Here is an 18869-nt window from a genome sequence, read left to right as displayed (position 1 = left end):
CACCCGGACTCATTCCGAACCCGGCAGTTAAGCCCACCTGCGTCGAACACTGTACTGAGGTACGAGAGTCCTCGGGAACTGTTCAACGCTGCCAATACCACTTCTTCTTATTAAAACTACACACAACAGCAGATGCATTGTCGTTTATTCTAATAATTATCATACAAGAGCGGATGCAGTGCTCTTTCCACGTGAAATCTCCTTTTTCCGATCAGAGGATAATAATCTCAACATCATTCTTCTCAGTATCAAAGAGTGCCACGGTCGCCTCGCCATACCGTTCTCCGGAGGCCTCTCCGGGATTGATGAAGAGCGTATCACCGGATCTCCTGACTGATGGCCGATGGGTATGGCCGGTGATGATGATATCAAAACACCCTGATTCAGCAGCGGCTATCAGCGCGAGCGGGTCATCCCCATGCATCATACCGATCCTCTGATCATGAATCGTGAGATCCGCGATACGTCCTGGAATACTGATATTTCCGGCACTTTGGGCGGCCTCTCCGAGGGAGGAGCGATCCCTGTCACAGTTTCCAAAGACGGCCGTCACCGGGCAGGGGAGTGCTGAGAAGAGCAGGAGTGTTTCAGGAGAGGTGATATCCCCGGCATGAAGGAGATGATCGATTTCCAGAGAGGAGAAGAGGCGTATCGCTTCATGGACAGCCGATAGTGTGTCATGCGTATCTGAGATGATTCCGATCTTCATCTACTGATACGTCTGTTTCCGGGACGAGATATCGATATCTCTTCAGGAGGGCTCTTCTCTCAGGGCTCTTATGAAAAAGGGATGAGCGGACAGTCTCTGCCTATCCGATGGGGGTGAAGCCGAGTGAGTAGTTCGTCAGGGCTATCGACTCCCGTGGATCGGTGATGGTGCCCATCATCGCCCTGATACAGTCGATCGTCTCAACGACGACATCCGCCTCCTGGTGTATCGCCTGGAAGAGACAGAGATCATCGCCATCAACGGATATCGATCCTTCAAAGACCCCGTTCTCCCAGAGATCCGATCGCGGTCTCCCGAGATCGTTCATAAACTCCTTCAGCTCAGCGGTCGAGGTGATCCCGGTTGCGGGCCTGACAAGCCCGATTCGTGGATCTGCTGCGATCAGTTCGATGATCCGGTTTCGATCTCCCGGCTTTTTGAGATCCATCTGGACGACGTGCATATGCATCATCGTCGTCGGGACGATGACGGCGGTTGTGACGATATTGATCCCCGGGAGGACCGATCTGACGTCCGGGCCATGGTGGGAGGGGATCGTCACCGGATTGAGGACGATTGCGTCGATCGGGCCACGTTTGATATCTCCGGGATCGCCCCCACGCCGGATCATCGTCGCCCGCACCTTCTTCACCCCGTACTCGTCATCGACAAGTCTGATGATCCGGCAGAGCCCTGTGGTGTTGCAGGAGACGACCCGGACCGCATCTTTGCCGAGTGCTTCGCTATAGTTGCAGGATGATGAGAATGAGACCCCTGCCACTTCGTGATCCTCTCCACCCTGAAAGATGGCCTTGACACCGGCCTTCTCATACAGTGCCCTGTTCTTTGCTCCCATACCGCCGGGGGTTGCATCAATGACGATATCACACCTGGCAAGCATCTCCCCGACCGATCCTGCAACCGCAATACCTGCCTTCTCAAAGGCATCCTTCTTTGTTATATCGGCGATATAGAGGGGAAACCCGCGTGAGGCTGCGACATATGCTTCTGCGGACGGTTTCGTCTTGGAGACGCCGACGATCTCCATATCCGGCTGGCAGGTGACCGCATCGGCGACACGCTTCCCGATGGTTCCATACCCGTTAATGGCAACTCTGATCATAATCAACCATTATTGGGCGAGTGATAATAAAACCCCTCTATCTCTCTTCCTGCCGGGGGATCCCTCCCTCCTGGAACTCAGAGAAGAATGCATCTGAGACGCATGCACATGCCCCCTCGTAATCGACCATTAAAAAAGCATCGAGAGCGATCCATACCTTCGTCCGGTGGGTCGGATTACTCTGGCAGAACCCCTCCGGCCGAAAGAGGAACGAAAACCCATCATGGTTCCAAAACGTGATCGTCTCCGCCTTCAGGGGGTGGAAGGATGCCCCGTCTCTCTCATAGACGGGGTCATCCCCAAATCCAAGTCCATCAACTGCGGTGATCCCTGCACCGTCAAAGAGGGTGAGAAGATCACGCCGGATCACCTCCTCGATCTGTGCGATTGGAACCTCCGGTCCGGGGCTGTATGCATTTCCACGAATCGAGAGATTGATTCCCTTTTCACCAAGCGGATCCTGATCCTCGATACAGATCCCCTCCCCATTCAGGGTGATCGGAAGCCCTGCAGGTGTCCTGAGCCGGATCATTGAAAACCAGAGCCGGACGCCACGAGTCTGGGTGAAGTCATACTCATAGGAGAAGTCGATGATCGATGATCCATGGAGGGTTGTGGCGATCTCCCCCTGAATCTCCTTTCGCCCATCGTCATCACTTTCCATCATCATTGAACTCCGCTTCTGCTACTTCTCCTCAGGGGCTAATGAATATGCCGAAACTGATATCTCCGGATCGCCCCTGATCAGACTGGTATGAAGAATACTGCCCTTCTCATCATCGATATGCAGAACGACTTCGTCGGTCCGGGTGCTCCACTCCGGGTTGCCGGTGCAGACGGGATCATCGAACCTATCTCGACGATTCTCACGAGGTTTCGGGAGAGGAACCTCCCGGTGATTCATCTTCTCCGGGTCCACCGGACGGATGGTGCTGATGTCGAGCATTTCAGGCGGGATCTCTTTGCCAAAACACCGTTTGCAGTCGCGGGGACGAGAGGGGCGGCGGTGATCGATCCGCTGGCACCCCTTCCCGACGAATATATCCTCTCCAAGACACGGATGAGCGGGTTCTTCGGGACCGATCTCGATCTCCTCCTCAGATCGCTTGGTATCGGGCGGATCGTCGTTCTCGGGATTCAGACGCCGAACTGTATCAGGACGACGGTCTTTGATGCAATGGCGTTTGGGTATGAGACGTATCTCGTCTCCGATGCGACTGCGGCGGCGACCGGGGAGATCCATGAGGCAAATATCAGGGATATGGCGGCAATCGGTGTCCGTATTCTCGCGACCGGGGAATGCAGCGCGATGATCTGATCATACCCCTCTTTTACGAATGGTCTCTCCCATGCAGAGGGTATCAAGTAGTCTTGGCAAGAGATCTCTTCTGCATGTCTGTGAAGGTACCCGCCTCTGAACTTCAGGCCAGAATCTCCCGGTTCAGGGAACGGATGGATAGAAGAGATCCCGGATGGGAGATGGCTGCCATCACCGGAAAGATCAACCAGTACTATTTCTCCGGGACGATGCAGGACGGGATGCTCTTCATCCCCAGGGATGGTGATCCCGTCTACTGGGTCAGGAGGAGCTATGAGAGGGCACGAAGCGAATCAACCTTCCCTGATATCCGCCCGATGCGGAGTTACCGTGATGCGGCAGAGGGGATGGGATCGTTCCCATCGACCTGCCATATCGAGACGGAGATCGTTGTGGTCGCCCTTCTGGATCGGTTTGGGAAGTACTTCCCGGTACAGCAGTTCCTCTCTCTTGACCGGGTAATTGCGGCGGTCCGGGCAGAGAAGAGCCCCTACGAGATCGATCTCATGAGACGGGCCGGTGCCATCCATGCCCGTGTCCTTGAGGATCGTGTCCCGGAGATTCTGAGGGCCGGAATGAGTGAGGCTGCGCTGGGGTGTGAACTTCATACCATCCTCATCGAGGAGGGGCATCAGGGGATCGTCAGATTCGGGATGTTTGAGACCGAGATCGTCCTTGGCCAGATCGCATTCGGTACGCACTCGATTGCTCCGAGCTACTTCAACGGTCCCGGAAGCTCGGTCGGTCTCTCCCCTGCCGTTCCGCTCCTGGGTTCCCGGGACCGGCTTTTAGAGAAGGGTGATCTCGTCTTCCTTGATGTCGGGTGTGGATATGAGGGATACCATACCGACAAAACCGTCGTCTACCAGTTTGGCGCCCCGCTCCCGGATGAGGCGATCAGATCCCATCATTTCTGCCGCTCGCTTGAGATGGAGATGGCCTCCCTCCTCTCCCCCGGTGCGATCCCGTCTGCCATCTACCGGCATATCATCGACTCAATACCGCCGGAATATGCCGGAAACTTCATGGGATACGGAACGCGGCGTGCCCCGTTCCTCGGCCATGGTGTCGGACTCCAGGTGGATGAGTACCCGGTCATTGCAGAAGGGTTCGATGAGCCGCTCACCTCCGGGATGGCGATTGCCATTGAGCCGAAGATCGGTGTAACCGGGGTTGGAATGGTCGGAACAGAAAATACGTACCTTGTACGGCCTGGTGGCGGAGAGTCGATCACCGGATCGTCGGACGGATTGATCGAGGTGGGATTTTGATCCCACCGATTATTATGCGTATATTCCTGATCCAACAAACCATGCATCATCGACGGGTGTGACATAGCAGAGCTTCAGCCCCTCTTCACCCGTCACCGGGCTGTGGTAGGTGACATAGACGAATCCGCCCCCCCTCGCTGCAACATCTATCTCCCAGAGGAGCACAGGAACACCGAACCGATCCCTGAAACTGCTCCGGTCTGATCCTATCACCTCTGGCTGGAAGGGGAGGGCGAGTGTGGTGCCGTCCATTCCGTAGGCGAAGATATACGCCTCTCCTGCTGCAAACTCCCTCTCCTGATCATTGAATGCGGCAAGAGCCTCTTCTCTTCCAAGCTTCATCGCACCATCCCGTGCGTCATGGACACGGCTGGTGAGGGCATCGATCTCATCCTGGCTGAAGGCTGCCGCTCTTCCCGGGAGATAGATGCCGGATCCGACAAACCAGGTCTCATCGACGGGAGTCACATATGAGATCTTCAGTTCATCCCGGAACTCATTTTGGGGATTTGGATAGATGTAGTAGAGGCTACCTCCTCCTCTCTCTGCCATCCCGATGAGATCCATAATAAACCGGACCCCGTGCCGGTCGGTGACAGCCATCCGGTTCTCACCGATGAGCCCCTGCTGGAAGGGGAGTGCGACTGTTGTTCCATCCATCGCATAGGCAAAGATATACAACTCACCATCAACGAATGGTCCCTCCGGATCATTGAAGGCGGCAGCTGCCTCTTCTCTCCCATGCAGCCGGGCATAGGCTGCTGCATCATCCACAAATGCCCTCATCGCATCGATCTCATCAGCTCCTGGAACCGGACGGAGATCGAGGGTTGCATCCGGTCGCTCCTGCCCGATGCTCCGGGTAGTGACCACCCTCCACTCGGCACCATAGACTCCGGCCGTCCCCCAGACAGCCTCTTTTCTGACCTCCTGACCCCAGTGCCGGTCCCAGAAGGTATACTCAGTGCTCCCGCTCGCTGACGAGACGATCTCCATAAAGACTTCCTGGAGGTTTCCGGTCTGATATGCCGGATCGATGAAGAGATTCCTCCCGATCTCCTCGGCGGTGGTATCATAGAGGATCGTTCCATTGGTATCGGTGACCCAGAGATCATACGGCCTCTCCCAAAGGAGGGGGGTGATGACCCGGCGGATCAGGATCTCCGGTTCATACGTGATATCGGTATACCCAAGGTACTCCCCATCGGCATCGAAGATCGGGCTGCTCTGGGAGATACCGTAGAATCCTTCGACGAGCCAGAAGAGATCCGAGACGATCGGCACCTGTTCGCTATTGGCTCGCCGGACGGCAGGCTGGAAGGAGAGATCCATTCCCACGATCCCGGCATACTCTTCGGGAACGGCGCTGATGACGACTCCGTCTGCCCCGATGACGAGTGATGAATGTGCATAGGGGATCGTCCGGAGGCGATCGCCCATGATCGTAAGGGCATCAGGGGAATCGAGCCCCTTCTCCGAGAGGAGATCGGCATTTTGATCTGTGATCTCCGTTATGGCGATGAGCTCCCTCTCGATCAGGCTGATGGATCCGGCTACAAGCTCTTCCATCTCATCATTCAGCTTCTCTTCTCCGACACACCCTGCACTCGGGAGTGTGATGAGGAGAAGGGCTACAATTACGGCATTCCACCATCTCATACGAAGATAACGGCACCAAAGATAAAAAGGAATCCGGATCCCTCCCCCCTCCTCCATGCCGTGAGAGAAATATTTATGATTTTCATGAGACAACGATTTATCGATACGTGAGATAGATGCCGCGAAAGAATACGCGAAATTCACGGGATATCCTCTATCAGGAGGAGTATCTCGGCGGCCTTGATGATATATCCGAATATCTGGCTGTCAAGAACCCCGATAGGCATACGAGAAAGATTCTTCGTGACGAGAGGGTGCAGAAGAAGTGGTCATCCCGCTTTCGTGAGATGGATGCAGCAGATATCTCTGACATCCCTCCCCGGAAGAAGGTGAAGGGGAGAGTGCCTGATACTGTTTTTGACAGGTTCTGATCCGGCCTCCTCGCTCCGTCTTCCCTGATGGAACAGCTTCATCCCACTTTTTTTATGTGTACTATTGAAAAAGTCTCCCTACGTCCAATCCTTCTTCATCGCTTCTGCCCGCATATCAGCCGGCATCAGCTCAATCGCATACCGAAGGGCCGTCTTCGGCATCATCGGCTTCTTCTCCTGGACGTAGGCAAAAACCTCGTCGCGGTGGACCCGGCTTGCCTCCTTCAGAAGCCATCCATACCCCTTCCTGACGAGATCATCCTCATCGGTGAGGAGGCGATCTGCAATTGCAAAGACCTCGGGGAGAAAATCACCCTTCCTTGCCGGAACGATGAGGGAGACCGCCGCCGCCCGTCTGAACCACCGGTTCCCTGACCCGGTCCAGCCAAGAAGATACTCTGTACAGTCAGGGAACTGCATCAGGAGGTCTCCCACCGTATGGTTGCAGAAGGTATCACAGGTTGCCCAGTTTTTGATATATCTCCCGATCCAGTCCTCGAAGATATCCATGTCGGCAGGCTCAAACCGGCCTTTCAGCATCGGAAGCCACGTACAGGCGATGAATGCCTCTTCGAGATACCCTGAGCTGAAGAGCTCTTCGGAGAGGCTAAATATCTCCTCCTTCTCCCTCGCTGCTATCCTTTTCCAGAACTCCTTTGCAATTCTGGTCACCTCAGCCGTCCTGAAGCCGTAAGAGGTCACCTTTTCCTTGAAGAACCTTTTTCCCCTCTCCGCAAGCTCCGGATCTCCCCCGTCCTGCAGAATGGCCCGTATTTCCCCGATGACTCTGTCCATGGTCCATTCCCTCTCTCTCTGGTAGAGGGGTCTGCGGTATTATCCATGCCGGATCAATCCTGCGATATAGCGGCGTGTCCAGAGGAACCCAAGCAACCCGCCACAGCAGTTCCCGGCAACGACTCCCCACCAGATCCCGGTCTCGCCAAACCCAAGTGTGATCCCCAGCACCTGGATGAAGACCGTGATGAAGAGGATATTTCTGCAGAATTCAAGGATCAATGCGGAGAGCCCCTTCCCGGTCCCCTGGAAGACGGCTGATGAGAAGATACCTGCCGGTACAAACGGGAAGAACCAGCAGATGGTTCTGAGGAAGGCCGTGATCCCTGGTGCCATATGGGCGCTCTCCGGAGAGTAGGTGAAGATGGCTGCAAGGGCAGGTGCGAGGATCCAGGTTGCTGCTGTCAGGATAAGGGAGATGAGAAGCCCGTACTGAAGAGCGATCCGATGGATGCTCTTCAGCCTCTGGTGGTCACGTGCCCCATATGCCGCACCGGAGATGGAGATGAGGGCGGTACTGATCCCGATGAGCGGGATGATCGAGAAGAGGACGACCCGCCAGCCCGCGGTATAGACAGCAACCCCGGATGTCCCTGTCGTCCGGAGAAGGAGGGCGTTGATGAGGAGTGCCACGGCGGACATCATCACAAACTGGAGGCTTGCAGGAATCCCGACTGTCATGATATCCGCAGTCGTCTTCTTCTCCGGCCGGAGATCAGATCGCCGCAGCGTCACATAGGTGGACCTCTCAACAAAGAGCCAGTAGCAGATGACCACTGTCACAGCGAGGATCGAGATGACCGTCGCCATTGCCGCTCCAGCGATGCCAAAGCCCATCGGATAGATCAGGATTGGATCGAGGATACAGTTGAGGACCGCCGATGCACCCATCGCGTACATCGTCTTCCTCGTCGATCCCTCGGCATTGAAGATCGCATAGGCGACCGAGCAGAAGAGGAGGAAGGGCGTCCCCAGAAAGACGATACGAGCATAGGTCGCGGTCAGCTCTGCTGCGTCTCCCGCGCCGATTGCAACGGCAAGCGGTTCTGCAAAGAGGACGAGGATCGGAGTAATGATAGCTGATATGAGGAGGATGATCCCGATACCCTGCACAGCGGCATAGTCCGCCCCTCTTCGATCTCCGGCCCCGATCCGCCGCGATATCGCTGAGCTGACTCCGGCTCCAAGCCCTGTGCCGAGCCCGACCAGGATGAGGAAGAGCGGAGTGACAAACCCGACTGCGGCGAGGGCGCCATCGCCAAGTCCGGCAACCCAGATTGCATCAACGAGGTTATAGACCGACTGAAGGAGCATTGCGATGATGACCGGGACTGAGAGCCTGATGATCGCCTGCTTCGGATCTCCGGTGAGGATGGATACCCCTCTGTGCATCCTTGAATCGGTGGTCTGCATAGTATCATCGGCTGAGAAAAATAATTATGTTGTGGAGTATTCTGTGCTCTGAAGATGTAAACCATTGGTGACATGCCCGCTGATCACCCGGCTATAGCAACCTTTATAATACCTGCCTGTGTAGGAGATCTATGGATAGACAGCCCAAAGAGGGCTTTCGCTTCATGACGATTCTGGCAATCTCGCTCATAGTCGTATTGATCGGCTATATTCTGAACCTCCCGATCCCGGTCCTTCTTCTTGTTGCAGTCGGATGTTATATCCTTGGGGATATTCTGATACAGATCCCGTCTGCCACATCTCCACGAAGACGACAGGTGTAGGTCTTTCAAACGGCCCGCATCCGGGGGTACCGAGCTACAGCATTTATCGGGAGATACCTTCCATCGGCCATCCCCCCCTATCCTATGGTTTATTCAGCTCTCCGGGAGAATACATCATACCAATGACGCTCAGGTGTGATCTCCATATTCATACCAATCACTCACGCGACGGCGAGAGCAGTGTCGAAGAGGTCATCAGGAGAGCGGAAGAGACCGGTCTTGATGTCATCGCGATCACAGATCATGATACCGTCGCCGGTGCTCTGGTTGCAATGACGGTTCCAACCTCGATCATCGTCATCCCCGGTATCGAGGTATCGACGAAGCAGGGCCATCTCCTCGTCCTCGGGGTGACAGAGGCGATCCCCTCCGGACTCGGCGTCAGAGAGACGATCGCGATCGCACATTCAATGGGTGGGGTGACCATCCTTCCCCATCCGTTTCATATGTGGCGCCATGGCGTCGGCCTGAAACTGAAAGAGGCCATTCTCCTCGTCGATGCAGTTGAGGCGTTCAACTCCCGGTACATCGTCGGTGCAGCCAACCGGAAGGCGGCGATGATGGCCCGGAGATACGGGAAGCCCTGTATCGGGGGGAGCGATGCCCATCACTGGCGGTATGTCGGCTATGGTACAACGATCATCGATGCCGAGCCGTCGATTGATGCGATCCTGACAGCCATTCGTGAGGGGAAGACGATCGCATCCTGCAGAATGACACCCCTCCGGACCTATACCCGCCAGTCCCTCCGGAGTACATGGGGGCGGTTGAAACGGCGGATACCGAATCTCAAACTGTAAGGATCGCGTTTCGGATCGCCTATGCAGGGAGGCGGTTCTCCGGATCCCAGCAGCAGCCGGATGCCCGGACCGTTGAGGGTGTTATCATCGATGCATGCATCCGGCTTGGACTCTTCTCTGACTTCCGATCTGCCGCATTCGTCTCAGCGGGACGGACCGATGCCGGGGTCTCTGCATACGGTCAGGTGATCGCATTCTCGACATCATATCCTGATCGTGCCATCGCGATCCTCAACCAGCTGCTCCCTCCCGACTGCTGGTCCACCGGATGGGCGTATGTTCCTCCCGGCTTTAACCCACGCTATGCCGCAGAGAGCAGGACATACCGATACCTCTTTCCCCTGGCGGGTCTGGATCCGGAGATGATGGAGGCCGCGGCCAGACACTTCATCGGCCTGCATGACTTCTCACGGATCGCCCGTGTGGTGGATGGGCGTGATCCCAGGCGGCGGATCATCACGACAGAAATATGGATTGAAGAGGGGCTGATCATCTTTGAGGTTGTGGGGGAGAGTTTCCTCTGGAATATGGTCCGGGGCATGGCAACTCTGCTTTTGGCTGCCGGTTCAGGCCTGATCACCCCGGATCGGGTTGCAGAGATACTCAGAGAGCCGGGAGATCGGATCCCGGCTGCACCGGCCGATCCCCTCATCCTCTGGGATGTCAGTTGCGGCCTGGCCTACCATCCTATGGCCCGATCATCGAAGGCGGCGATCTGGCTTGGAGAAGAGGAACGCTCCCATCTGGTGGGACGAAAAATAATAGATTGGTTAGGCGGGGACCGCCTGGATCTCTCTCGGAATGAGGAGTTTAATAACCGGCTCGGGCACCTGTTCTGAAGTTCTCACAGAGAGGAAGAAGTTGGCAGTCCTCGGATCCGAGACTCCCCGGTAATTGAGATATATCTGGAAGTTGGTATCAAATATCGTCTGGCCGAGGGTCTTGACGACCGCCCTCTTCTCTGAGATCAATTTATTCTCTCCAACTTCGATCTTTTCGGTTACGCCATCGACAGAGATGAGCATCTCATCGGCCGTTGAGAGGGCGACCATGTCCATCCCTGCAACCTCAACCGTCTTTCCAAGTGGGAACCAGACGTCATAGGTGGTTGTATAGGGGTATGTCGCTCCTGAGACAGGTGCATAGATGCTCACGTTCAATGTGGCAAAGGCTGCGACAATCAGGAGGAGGAGGATCAGAATGATGACACCAATGATCTTCAGATTCCCGTTCTTCGTCTCAGGCGGCTCCACATACCTGACCTCATGGATCGTCTCCTTCTCATGAACGGTCTGAGGCGGCGGGGTCTCTATCTCATGAGTCTCAACCTCATGAGTCTTCTCCCCCTGAGTCACCTCCTCATGAGCCACATCATCAGGAGTCTCTTCCTTATAGGCCTGCAGGGGGTCTTGTCTGACTCCCTCCTGTTCCCTCTTCTCATCATCTGTCATACACTATCACGTATTGAAAAGACGCAATCATATTATATAATCTCTACTGCTCTTTCGCCATAACAAACGCGATTGGAGCGATTGAGAGGATGAGATGGAAGACCGATCTGATACGGAGCCGGGTGCTGATCCTGATCGACCAGTCGGGCCGGGCAAAGTCGGGAATGACGGATATATGAACCCTCGTCCATGATAGTGCCCCTCTGAGACCCTGGATCCAGCCATACAGCCTGCCGGTCTCTCCGGCATCTCCTGTCCCCAGCCGTCCGCTGATATCCACCGAGTCGATGCTGATCGGCAGGTGCGGAATCGATGGAATTGCCGGGATGTGAAGGCCTCCGCCCTCCCCGGGGGGAGCCTCTTCAACCTCCTTCTTCTCCTCCTTCACCATCTCAGGGAACGAAAATGTATGAACGCTCCGTCCGAAGAGGGAGAGATCGATCAGCATCCCTGGAAGGAGAAGAACGGTGACCGGGCCGAGGGATCCCCCCGCAGACCAGCCCTCCGGGTCGAGTGATCCCCGGATGGTGATGCAGAATGAGAGGAGGAAGGGGAGGATCAGCCCTCCGATGCATGCGATTATAAGGATTGGGAGGAGGAGATCCATTTACTCTTTCTTTGGACTCCGCAGCGCATCGATCACGGATGGAAGGGATTCTGCAGCCGTTGAGATCGCCTGTGCAACCTCTCCCTTCTTCCCGAGTGTGAAGATCTGGACACCCTCGGCACCGGGAATATCCTTATGAATAACCATCACTGCAATCGGGGTGACACCTGCGCCGGCCCCGGCTGCCCCCGCTCCACCGTCGTTCGATCTCCCTTCACCGCCGCCAAAGCCGAACCCGACCGAGGAGATGGTAAAGATGGATCGGTTCCCTGATTCGATCGGATCTGAAAGGAGGATGTTTGATGAGACCATCGTCTGAAGATGGTCAAGTACACCCTCCAGGACATTCTTTTCAGTCATGCGATGGAGTGGATCGGAAACAGATATAAAACTCTCCTGTATATTGATGTACATATCTGTATGGTAATGTATAAATATGTACAAAACACATGATAGCGTATGCAGAGCAGCTCTGATATTCCGGTGATGCCATCGGACTGGTGACCTCCGCAACCGTCCTCTCTCTCCCGATCCCGGGTGCAGATCCGGTTGCGGTCTATGCGGCCCTCGCTGACGGGCCTGGTTATATTCTTGAGTTCCCGGATCTCCCGGTGACCCTCGGTTTCTCCTCTGAGATCATCGATCTCCCCGGTGATCCGTTCGATACCCTCCGCTCCATCGCCTCTCATCCTCCATTCTCCCCTGCCGGGTATCTTGGATATGAGGGGGGAGGCCGATTCCTCATTCCCCGTGAGAGTGCAGTCATTACTCCGGACGAGATCACCCTCTCGTCGAGGCGTCCCGGCGATGAGGCTGATGTTCGTCTCCGCAGGATGGCTCACTCCCTCGAGGATGCGGATCTCTCAATGGGGATGGTCTCAGAAGCCCCCATTCCCGGAGCCACTGCCACGACGATGGATCGATCCATCTTCACCGACGGTGTCCGGAGGCTCAAAGCACGGATACGGGATGGTGACTGTTACCAGGCAGTCCTCTCCCGCAAATTTAATCTTCCGTATGAGAAGGATCCGTTGTCCATCTATGCGCATCTCCGGTCGAAGAACCCGTCCTGCTATGGATATTTCCTTGATTATGGGGATGAACAGGTGGCAGGGGAGAGCCCGGAGATGCTCGTCTCGGCACGCGGCCCTGCGCTCACGACTGTGCCTATCGCAGGGACAAGGCCGCGTGGTCGTGATCCTCTCCATGATGCCGCTCTTGCCGGGGAACTCCTGGCAGATCCGAAGGAGCGGTCCGAACACCTGATGCTCGTCGATCTCGCACGGAACGATATCGGCCGTGTTGCCCGGTATGGTTCGGTCCGTGTCTCTCCGTATGCGGAGGTGGCACGGTATTCGCGGGTGATGCATCTCGTCACGACGGTATCTGCCGAGTCGGCGGCAGGCTATGACGGCTATGATGCACTGAGATCCTGTTTTCCGGCAGGAACCGTGACCGGTGCCCCGAAGAGGCGTGCAATGGAGCTGATCGCAGGTGAGGAGGGTGCTTCCCGTGGCATCTATGCCGGGGCAGTCGGGATCGCAGGAGTCGGATCGCTCGACTTTGCGATCACCATCCGGACGGTTGTGATCAGGAACGGGATGGCAGAGGTTCAGGCTGGTGCCGGTATCGTTGCCGGATCCGATCCCGACAGAGAGTACGATGAGACGGCGATCAAGGCGGAAGCCTGCCTCCGTGCCATCGCGGCTGCCGGGAGGGCTGGATGATGAAGGTCGTCATCATCGACTGTTTCGACAGTTTCAGCTATAACCTCGTCCAGATCATCGGGGGTCTTGGGGCAGAGCCGATTGTCATCCCGGCGGATCAACCCCTTGACCGGGTAACCGAGGCGGATCCCGATCGGATCATCCTCTCCCCTGGTCCGGGGAGGCCGGGAGACTTTCCCCTTCTGGGTGAGGTCCTCAACACCCTCTCTCACAATACCCCGACGCTCGGTGTCTGCCTTGGCCATCAGGCGATCTGCACCGCCGAAGGAGGCTATATCATCCATGCACCCCGCCCGGTCCATGGGGAGGTGACATCCATCCGCCATGATGGAGCCGGGATATATACCGGGCTCCCAAATCCCTTCCCTGCCGTCCGGTACCACTCCCTTGTGGTTGACCGGACCAGGCTTCCGGACGATCTGGTCATCACCGCCAGATCGGTCGGCGATGATCTCCCGATGGGCATCCGCCACCGTCGATACCCGATTGAAGGGGTACAGTTCCATCCCGAGAGCTTCCTGACCAGGGACGGCCCCGGTCTTGTCGAATCGTTTCTGAAGGAGGGGGTGGTCGCATGATTCAGTCCATCTGCCGGTCCATCATCGAGGGGACCCCGCTCCCACCCGGTGCGATAGGGTCTGCCTTTGATGATCTCATCTCGGGGTGTGCAACCCCTGCCCAGGCGGGTGCATTCCTGACGGCACTCCGTCACCATACGCTCACCGGTGAGGATCTCTCTCTCTGTGCATCATACCTTCTCTCCCATGCCCGCCCGCTCTCACTCCAGGGTGCGGAGAAGGCCGTTGATACCTGCGGGACAGGCGGCGACCATGCGATGACCTTCAACATCAGTACTGCCGCCGCCTTCGTCACGGCAGGCGCAGGCATCCCTGTCCTGAAACACGGAAACCGGGCGGTCACCAGCAGATCCGGCTCAGCTGATCTCCTTGCAGAACTCGGGGTGGCACCCGGCCTGCCTTCAGGGAAGGTTGGCGAGGCTCTTCGTGTAGCCGGGATTGCGTTCCTTCCGGCAGGCCAGTATCATCCGGTGATGAGGAGCCTTGCCTCGATACGGTCCGAACTCGGGTTCCGGACGATCTTCAATATCCTCGGACCCCTCTCGCACCCCGCAGGCCCGGTGAACCGACTGCTCGGGGTTGCCGATCCCGCCCTTCTTCACCCGATGGCTGAAGCACTTCGATCGCTCGGGGTCCGGCGGGCACTCGTCGTTTCCGGAGCAGGGCTCGATGAACTTGCACTCCATGGAGAGAACCGGATCCTTGAGCTAAAGGACGGAACAATCTCCGAATATACGCTTCTGGCATCGGATCTCGGGCTCTCCGACGCTCCTGTTACATCGCTTCGTGTGGAGAATCCCGCCGAAAGTGCAGGAGTTGTCCGGGCTCTCCTCAACGGAGAGGAGGGACCCTGCCGTGACATTGTCCTCCTGAATGCGGCAGGGGCGATCATCGCCGGCGGCGGGGCAGAGACCTTCCCTGCCGCCCTCTCCATCGCGGAAGCCTCCATCGATGATGGCAGGGCGGCCGAATCCCTCCGCCTCCTTGCCGGCTTCTCCAGGGGTGATCTCTCATGATAGAGGCCCTCATCGCCGCCTCTCTCAGGAGAGGGGAGCTCCTTCCGGAGAGCGTCCCCGATACCCATGATCCGGTGCGACCCTTCTATGATGCACTCACTGCTTCTGATCCTGCGGTGATCGCTGAGGTGAAGTATGCCTCCCCGTCCGGGCCGACCGGTGCCTCGCTCCCCCCCGGCCTCCTTGCACGGGAGATGGCCGCCGGTGGTGCGGCCGCCATCTCGGTCCTGACCGAACCGACGGTCTTTGGGGGCGACCCCTCCTTCATCAGGGAGGTGAAGCGGCATACCGATCTCCCGGTTCTGAGGAAAGATATCCTCGTCCATCCTGCACAGATTGCGGAAACCCGTTCCATCGGTGCTGATGCCGTCCTTCTGATAGCGATGGTGCTTGGAGATGATCTCCCGGCATTCGTTGATCACTCGTTTGCCTGCGGCCTTGAGCCGGTCGTTGAGATCGCAGATGAGGCAGAAGCAGAGGCGGCACTGGCGACCGGTGCCCGGATCATCGGGATCAATAACCGGGATCTCCGGACGCTTCAGATCGATCCTGACCGTGCTCTCCGGCTTGCCCCCCTGATCCGATCATACGGGCGGATGGCTGTTGTCATGAGCGGTATCATGACACCGGAGGATCTGGGAAGGTACCGTGGCAGGTGCGGCGCGGTCCTCATCGGAACCGCAATTGCATCATCAGATGATCCAAGGAGAGCAACAGAGGCGTTTGCATGTATGTAAAAATATGCGGGATCACCCGCCCCGCAGATGCCCTCGCTGCGATTGATGCAGGGGCTGATGCGATCGGGATCATCCTCTCTTCAGACTCCCCCCGTTCAGTATCCCGGCGCCGTGCAGAGGCGATCATGGAGGCAGCGTCAGGGAGGGTCGAGACGGTCTGTGTCACGACGAGCCGGTCCCCGGCGGATCTCCGGATGATCTGCAGCCTCTCCCCGGATGCCGTTCAGATCTATCATCCCCTCTCTGTTCCGGACCGGTTCATCACCATCACCGACTGGGACGGGATCGCAGATCCCCCCGAGGGATCGGATCGCCTCCTCCTCGATGCGTCACGTGGCCGGGGTATCCGGATGGATATCGATCATGCGGAGGCGGCGATCCGGCGGACCGATCTCCCGGTGATCCTCGCCGGAGGTCTCACCCCGGCTTCGGTACCCGCTGTGGTCTCTTCACTTCATCCGGCCGGGCTGGATGTCTCAAGTGGTGTCGAACGGCGGCCGGGCCTGAAGGATCCGATCCTGATGGAGGCATTTCTTCGGGCATGTCGGGGTGGCATATGAGGTTTGGGCCATACGGAGGCCGGTATGCCCCTGAGATCCTGATGGAGCCGCTCCGTGATCTTGCCGATGCCTATGATGCCTTCAGAGAGGATCCCAAGGCACAGGAAGAACTCGGTTCTCTCCTCAGACGCTATGCCGGCCGGGCAACCCCGCTCTACCGGTGCAGAAACCTTGGGACGAATTCGACCATCTGCCTCAAGAGAGAGGATCTCCTTCATGGGGGTGCCCATAAGATCAACAATACGCTTGGCCAGGCGCTCCTCGCAGAGAAGAGTGGGAAAACCCGCCTGATCGCCGAGACCGGGGCCGGCCAGCACGGTGTGGCGACGGCGATGGCGGGTGCGGTCCTCGGCCTTGAGGTGGAGGTCTTCATGGGAGCGGTCGATATGCAGCGCCAGGCCCCGAATGTCTCCCGGATGGAGCTTCTCGGGGCAACCGTCACCCCGGTGACGACGGGATCAAAGACCCTCTCTGATGCCGTCGATGAGGCGCTCCGGAGCTGGGCCGCGACCGCCGACGACTCGCATTACCTGATTGGATCCTGTGTCGGCCCCGACCCCTTCCCACGGATGGTCCGTGATCTCCAGTCGGTGATCGGGGAGGAGCTGCGATCCCAGTCCATTGCAGAGGAGGGGAGGCTGCCTGATGCCGTCGTCGCCTGTGTCGGGGGCGGATCAAATGCCATCGGGACATTCTTCCCCCTCCTCGATGATCCGGTCCGGCTGATCGGTGCCGAAGCCGGTGGCAGAGGACTGAATCCCGGTGATCATGGTGCTTCCCTCACCTGCGGCAGCCCGGGTGTCCTTCATGGTGCCTACACCTCCCTCCTCCAGGATGAGGAGGGGAGGATCAGTCCGACCCACAGCATCTCGGCCGGACTTGACTATCCGGGTGTCGGCCCGGAGCATGCCCTCCTCCGCGACATCGGCCGGGCAGAGTATCTCACCGTCACCGATGCAGAGGCGGTGGCGGCCTTCCGTCTCCTCTCACGGAGAGAAGGGATTATCCCGGCACTGGAGTCGGCCCATGCGGTCGCCGCCGCCCTCCGCCTCGCTGAGGAGATGCCGGAGGAGAGCCTCATCGCCGTCACCCTCTCAGGACGTGGGGATAAGGACCTCCAGGCGATCACCGGGGGTGGGGCATGACCCGGATAACGGACGCCTTTGGCCGCCGGAGCCAGCCCCTCCTCATTGCCTGCACCATTGCCGGGGACCCGACCCCTGAGGCATCGCTTGCGGTGATCCGTGCGATGATCACAGCGGGGGCCGATATGATCGAGCTGATCGTTCCGTTCACAAACCCGGTCGCAGACGGTCCCGTCATCCGGCGGGGTCATGAACGGGCGATCCGGTCAGGCAATGGCATCGGGACGGTCTTCTCGCTCATCGAGGCTGTCAGAAGAGAGAGCGAGGTGCCGATCATCCTGATGACCTATGCAAACCCGGTCATTGCCAGAGGTGAGGATCGTTTCCTGCTGGATGCAGCAGAGGCGGGCGCCGATGGTATTCTGGTCGTTGATATGCCGCCTGAGGAGGGGCGATCCCTCATCGCGCAGGAGAGGCTTGATCCCATCTTCATCATCGCCCCATCGACGCCCACGATGAGGATGAAGGAGTTTGGCACTCTCGGAAAGGGGTTCCTCTATCTCGTCTCGGCCCCCGGTGTCACCGGGCGGCGGGACCATCTCCCGACCGATCTCTGTCCCCGGATAGAAGCGTTGAAGGCGGTAACGGACCTCCCTGTTGCCGTCGGATTTGGGATTGGATCCGCCGGAACGGCTGAAGAGGCTGTCTCTGCGGGTGCGGATGCCGTCATCGCCGGCTCGGCGATCACCGCCGCAATCGAGGCATCATCCGGCGATCCGGGGGAGGATGTCGCGGCGGTGGTCAGGGCTATCAGGGCGGGGATCCGCCCTTCCTGAACCGCTCGATCCGCCGTGCGATGATCCCTGCGGCATCGATGACCGTCTTCGGCTCGGGCTTGAGTATCGCCACCGGGATGTCAACGACCCGCTCGATGATCGAGGCGAGGACCGGGGCACAGATGACACCGGCGGCACCTTCCTTCCTCGCCTCAACAGCCGCGGTGATGCACTCGTCGATGGAGTTTGCCGCATACCCTTTCAGCCGGACAGGCTCCCCCTCAACGGAGACCTCGGACCCTTCGATCTCGTCGAGGAGAAACTTTGCGGCGATGACTGCGATGAAGCGGCCCTCCTGCGGCTCAAGCGTGGCAACGATCCGCCGTACCGTCGAGAGGCGGGGGTCCCGCTCACCTGATGCGATCTTATAGAGTGTTGCCGGGGGGATGCCGGTCTTCTGGGAGAGCTCCCGGACCGTCATATCCCTCCTCTTCAGCTCCTCTTCGAGCGCCTCAGCAAATTCAGTCTCAAAGATCCGACGGGAGAACAT

At 57.9% G+C, this 18869-nt stretch carries 23 protein-coding genes and 1 rRNA gene; 14 read left to right on the top strand and 10 right to left on the bottom strand.

Features of this window, described 5'->3' with window-relative positions:
• Positions 1-97: ribosomal RNA gene (rrf, locus tag J2T58_RS10015) — 5S ribosomal RNA — on the top strand; the annotation flags it as partial.
• Positions 98-211: 114 nt separating this feature from the next.
• Here rrf and J2T58_RS10010 read toward each other — a convergent pair.
• The 3 genes from J2T58_RS10010 to J2T58_RS10000 form a co-directional block, all read right to left on the bottom strand.
• On the bottom strand, positions 212-709 hold the full coding sequence (locus tag J2T58_RS10010; protein WP_253489532.1) for a metallophosphoesterase: 498 nt from the start codon (positions 707-709) through the stop codon (positions 212-214).
• 100 nt (positions 710-809) lie between these two features.
• Positions 810-1832, bottom strand: a complete 1023-nt coding sequence (locus tag J2T58_RS10005) for a type II glyceraldehyde-3-phosphate dehydrogenase (protein ID WP_253489529.1) — start codon at positions 1830-1832, stop codon at positions 810-812.
• A gap of 37 nt (positions 1833-1869) precedes the next feature.
• Entirely contained in the window at positions 1870-2502 is a 633-nt protein-coding gene (locus J2T58_RS10000; protein WP_253489526.1) for a hypothetical protein, read from the bottom strand.
• A gap of 84 nt (positions 2503-2586) precedes the next feature.
• Here J2T58_RS10000 and J2T58_RS09995 point away from each other — a divergent pair, with 84 nt between their 5' ends.
• Both J2T58_RS09995 and J2T58_RS09990 read left to right on the top strand, forming a co-directional pair.
• Complete coding sequence (locus tag J2T58_RS09995; RefSeq protein WP_253489523.1) at positions 2587-3150, top strand: cysteine hydrolase family protein; 564 nt, start codon at positions 2587-2589, stop codon at positions 3148-3150.
• A gap of 74 nt (positions 3151-3224) precedes the next feature.
• The gene (locus J2T58_RS09990) at positions 3225-4421 is read left to right on the top strand and encodes a M24 family metallopeptidase (protein WP_253489520.1); all 1197 of its coding nucleotides are present in this window, start codon (positions 3225-3227) and stop codon (positions 4419-4421) included.
• Between the two features lie 12 nt (positions 4422-4433).
• Here the strand turns inward: J2T58_RS09990 and J2T58_RS09985 are convergent, their stop codons facing one another.
• Complete coding sequence (locus J2T58_RS09985; protein WP_253489517.1) at positions 4434-6080, bottom strand: cache domain-containing protein; 1647 nt, start codon at positions 6078-6080, stop codon at positions 4434-4436.
• A gap of 116 nt (positions 6081-6196) precedes the next feature.
• On the opposite strand from J2T58_RS09985, the gene J2T58_RS09980 reads away from it, so the two are divergent.
• Entirely contained in the window at positions 6197-6451 is a 255-nt protein-coding gene (locus J2T58_RS09980; RefSeq protein WP_253489514.1) for a hypothetical protein, read from the top strand.
• 78 nt (positions 6452-6529) lie between these two features.
• On the opposite strand, the gene J2T58_RS09975 is transcribed toward J2T58_RS09980, so the two are convergent.
• Complete coding sequence (locus J2T58_RS09975; RefSeq protein WP_253489512.1) at positions 6530-7246, bottom strand: DNA alkylation repair protein; 717 nt, start codon at positions 7244-7246, stop codon at positions 6530-6532.
• 39 nt (positions 7247-7285) lie between these two features.
• The gene (locus J2T58_RS09970; protein WP_253489510.1) at positions 7286-8638 is read right to left on the bottom strand and encodes an MATE family efflux transporter; all 1353 of its coding nucleotides are present in this window, start codon (positions 8636-8638) and stop codon (positions 7286-7288) included.
• 152 nt (positions 8639-8790) lie between these two features.
• Between J2T58_RS09970 and J2T58_RS09965 the strand changes: the two genes are divergently transcribed.
• The 3 genes from J2T58_RS09965 (at position 8791) to truA (ending at position 10621) form a co-directional block, all read left to right on the top strand.
• Positions 8791-8982, top strand: a complete 192-nt coding sequence (locus J2T58_RS09965; RefSeq protein ID WP_253489508.1) for a hypothetical protein — start codon at positions 8791-8793, stop codon at positions 8980-8982.
• A 122-nt stretch (positions 8983-9104) separates the two neighbouring features.
• Positions 9105-9782, top strand: a complete 678-nt coding sequence (locus tag J2T58_RS09960; RefSeq protein ID WP_253489506.1) for a CehA/McbA family metallohydrolase — start codon at positions 9105-9107, stop codon at positions 9780-9782.
• The gene (gene truA / locus J2T58_RS09955; RefSeq protein ID WP_253489505.1) at positions 9740-10621 is read left to right on the top strand and encodes a tRNA pseudouridine(38-40) synthase TruA; all 882 of its coding nucleotides are present in this window, start codon (positions 9740-9742) and stop codon (positions 10619-10621) included. The genes J2T58_RS09960 and truA overlap by 43 nt, the downstream gene beginning before the upstream one ends.
• Here the strand turns inward: truA and J2T58_RS09950 are convergent.
• Genes J2T58_RS09950 through J2T58_RS09940 form a run of 3 tightly spaced genes read right to left on the bottom strand, consistent with a single transcriptional unit; the run spans position 10553 to position 12200 of the window.
• Positions 10553-11233: a hypothetical protein gene (locus J2T58_RS09950; RefSeq protein ID WP_253489503.1), complete on the bottom strand. Its 681-nt coding sequence runs from the start codon at positions 11231-11233 to the stop codon at positions 10553-10555. The two genes, truA and J2T58_RS09950, sit on opposite strands and share 69 nt — an antisense overlap.
• A gap of 43 nt (positions 11234-11276) precedes the next feature.
• The gene (locus J2T58_RS09945; RefSeq protein ID WP_253489501.1) at positions 11277-11840 is read right to left on the bottom strand and encodes a DUF2953 domain-containing protein; all 564 of its coding nucleotides are present in this window, start codon (positions 11838-11840) and stop codon (positions 11277-11279) included.
• Entirely contained in the window at positions 11841-12200 is a 360-nt protein-coding gene (locus J2T58_RS09940; RefSeq protein WP_253489498.1) for a spore germination protein GerW family protein, read from the bottom strand.
• Positions 12201-12340: 140 nt separating this feature from the next.
• On the opposite strand from J2T58_RS09940, the gene J2T58_RS09935 reads away from it, so the two are divergent.
• The 7 genes from J2T58_RS09935 to trpA are packed head-to-tail and all read left to right on the top strand — an operon-like array spanning position 12341 to position 18379.
• Positions 12341-13567 (top strand): anthranilate synthase component I family protein, encoded by a 1227-nt coding sequence (locus J2T58_RS09935; protein WP_253489495.1) that lies wholly within the window; start codon positions 12341-12343, stop codon positions 13565-13567.
• Entirely contained in the window at positions 13564-14145 is a 582-nt protein-coding gene (locus J2T58_RS09930; protein ID WP_253489492.1) for an anthranilate synthase component II, read from the top strand. Before J2T58_RS09935 ends, J2T58_RS09930 begins: the two co-directional genes overlap by 4 nt.
• Positions 14142-15161 (top strand): anthranilate phosphoribosyltransferase, encoded by a 1020-nt coding sequence (trpD, locus tag J2T58_RS09925; RefSeq protein ID WP_253489489.1) that lies wholly within the window; start codon positions 14142-14144, stop codon positions 15159-15161. Before J2T58_RS09930 ends, trpD begins: the two co-directional genes overlap by 4 nt.
• A complete protein-coding gene (locus tag J2T58_RS09920) occupies positions 15158-15898 on the top strand; it encodes an indole-3-glycerol-phosphate synthase (protein ID WP_253489487.1) in 741 nt (246 codons plus the stop codon). Before trpD ends, J2T58_RS09920 begins: the two co-directional genes overlap by 4 nt.
• Positions 15889-16458 (top strand): phosphoribosylanthranilate isomerase, encoded by a 570-nt coding sequence (locus J2T58_RS09915; protein WP_253489484.1) that lies wholly within the window; start codon positions 15889-15891, stop codon positions 16456-16458. Before J2T58_RS09920 ends, J2T58_RS09915 begins: the two co-directional genes overlap by 10 nt.
• Positions 16455-17603, top strand: coding sequence for a tryptophan synthase subunit beta (trpB, locus tag J2T58_RS09910; protein WP_253489481.1), 1149 nt, complete (start codon positions 16455-16457; stop codon positions 17601-17603). The genes J2T58_RS09915 and trpB overlap by 4 nt, the downstream gene beginning before the upstream one ends.
• On the top strand, positions 17600-18379 hold the full coding sequence (gene trpA / locus J2T58_RS09905) for a tryptophan synthase subunit alpha (RefSeq protein ID WP_253489478.1): 780 nt from the start codon (positions 17600-17602) through the stop codon (positions 18377-18379). Before trpB ends, trpA begins: the two co-directional genes overlap by 4 nt.
• Here trpA and J2T58_RS09900 read toward each other — a convergent pair.
• Positions 18354-18869, bottom strand: coding sequence for a helix-turn-helix domain-containing protein (locus J2T58_RS09900; protein ID WP_253489475.1), 516 nt, complete (start codon positions 18867-18869; stop codon positions 18354-18356). The genes trpA and J2T58_RS09900 overlap by 26 nt on opposite strands.

This window comes from Methanocalculus alkaliphilus (assembly GCF_024170505.1).
Taxonomy (GTDB): domain Archaea; phylum Halobacteriota; class Methanomicrobia; order Methanomicrobiales; family Methanocorpusculaceae; genus Methanocalculus; species Methanocalculus alkaliphilus.
This window is presented reverse-complemented; position numbering and strand designations above follow the sequence as displayed.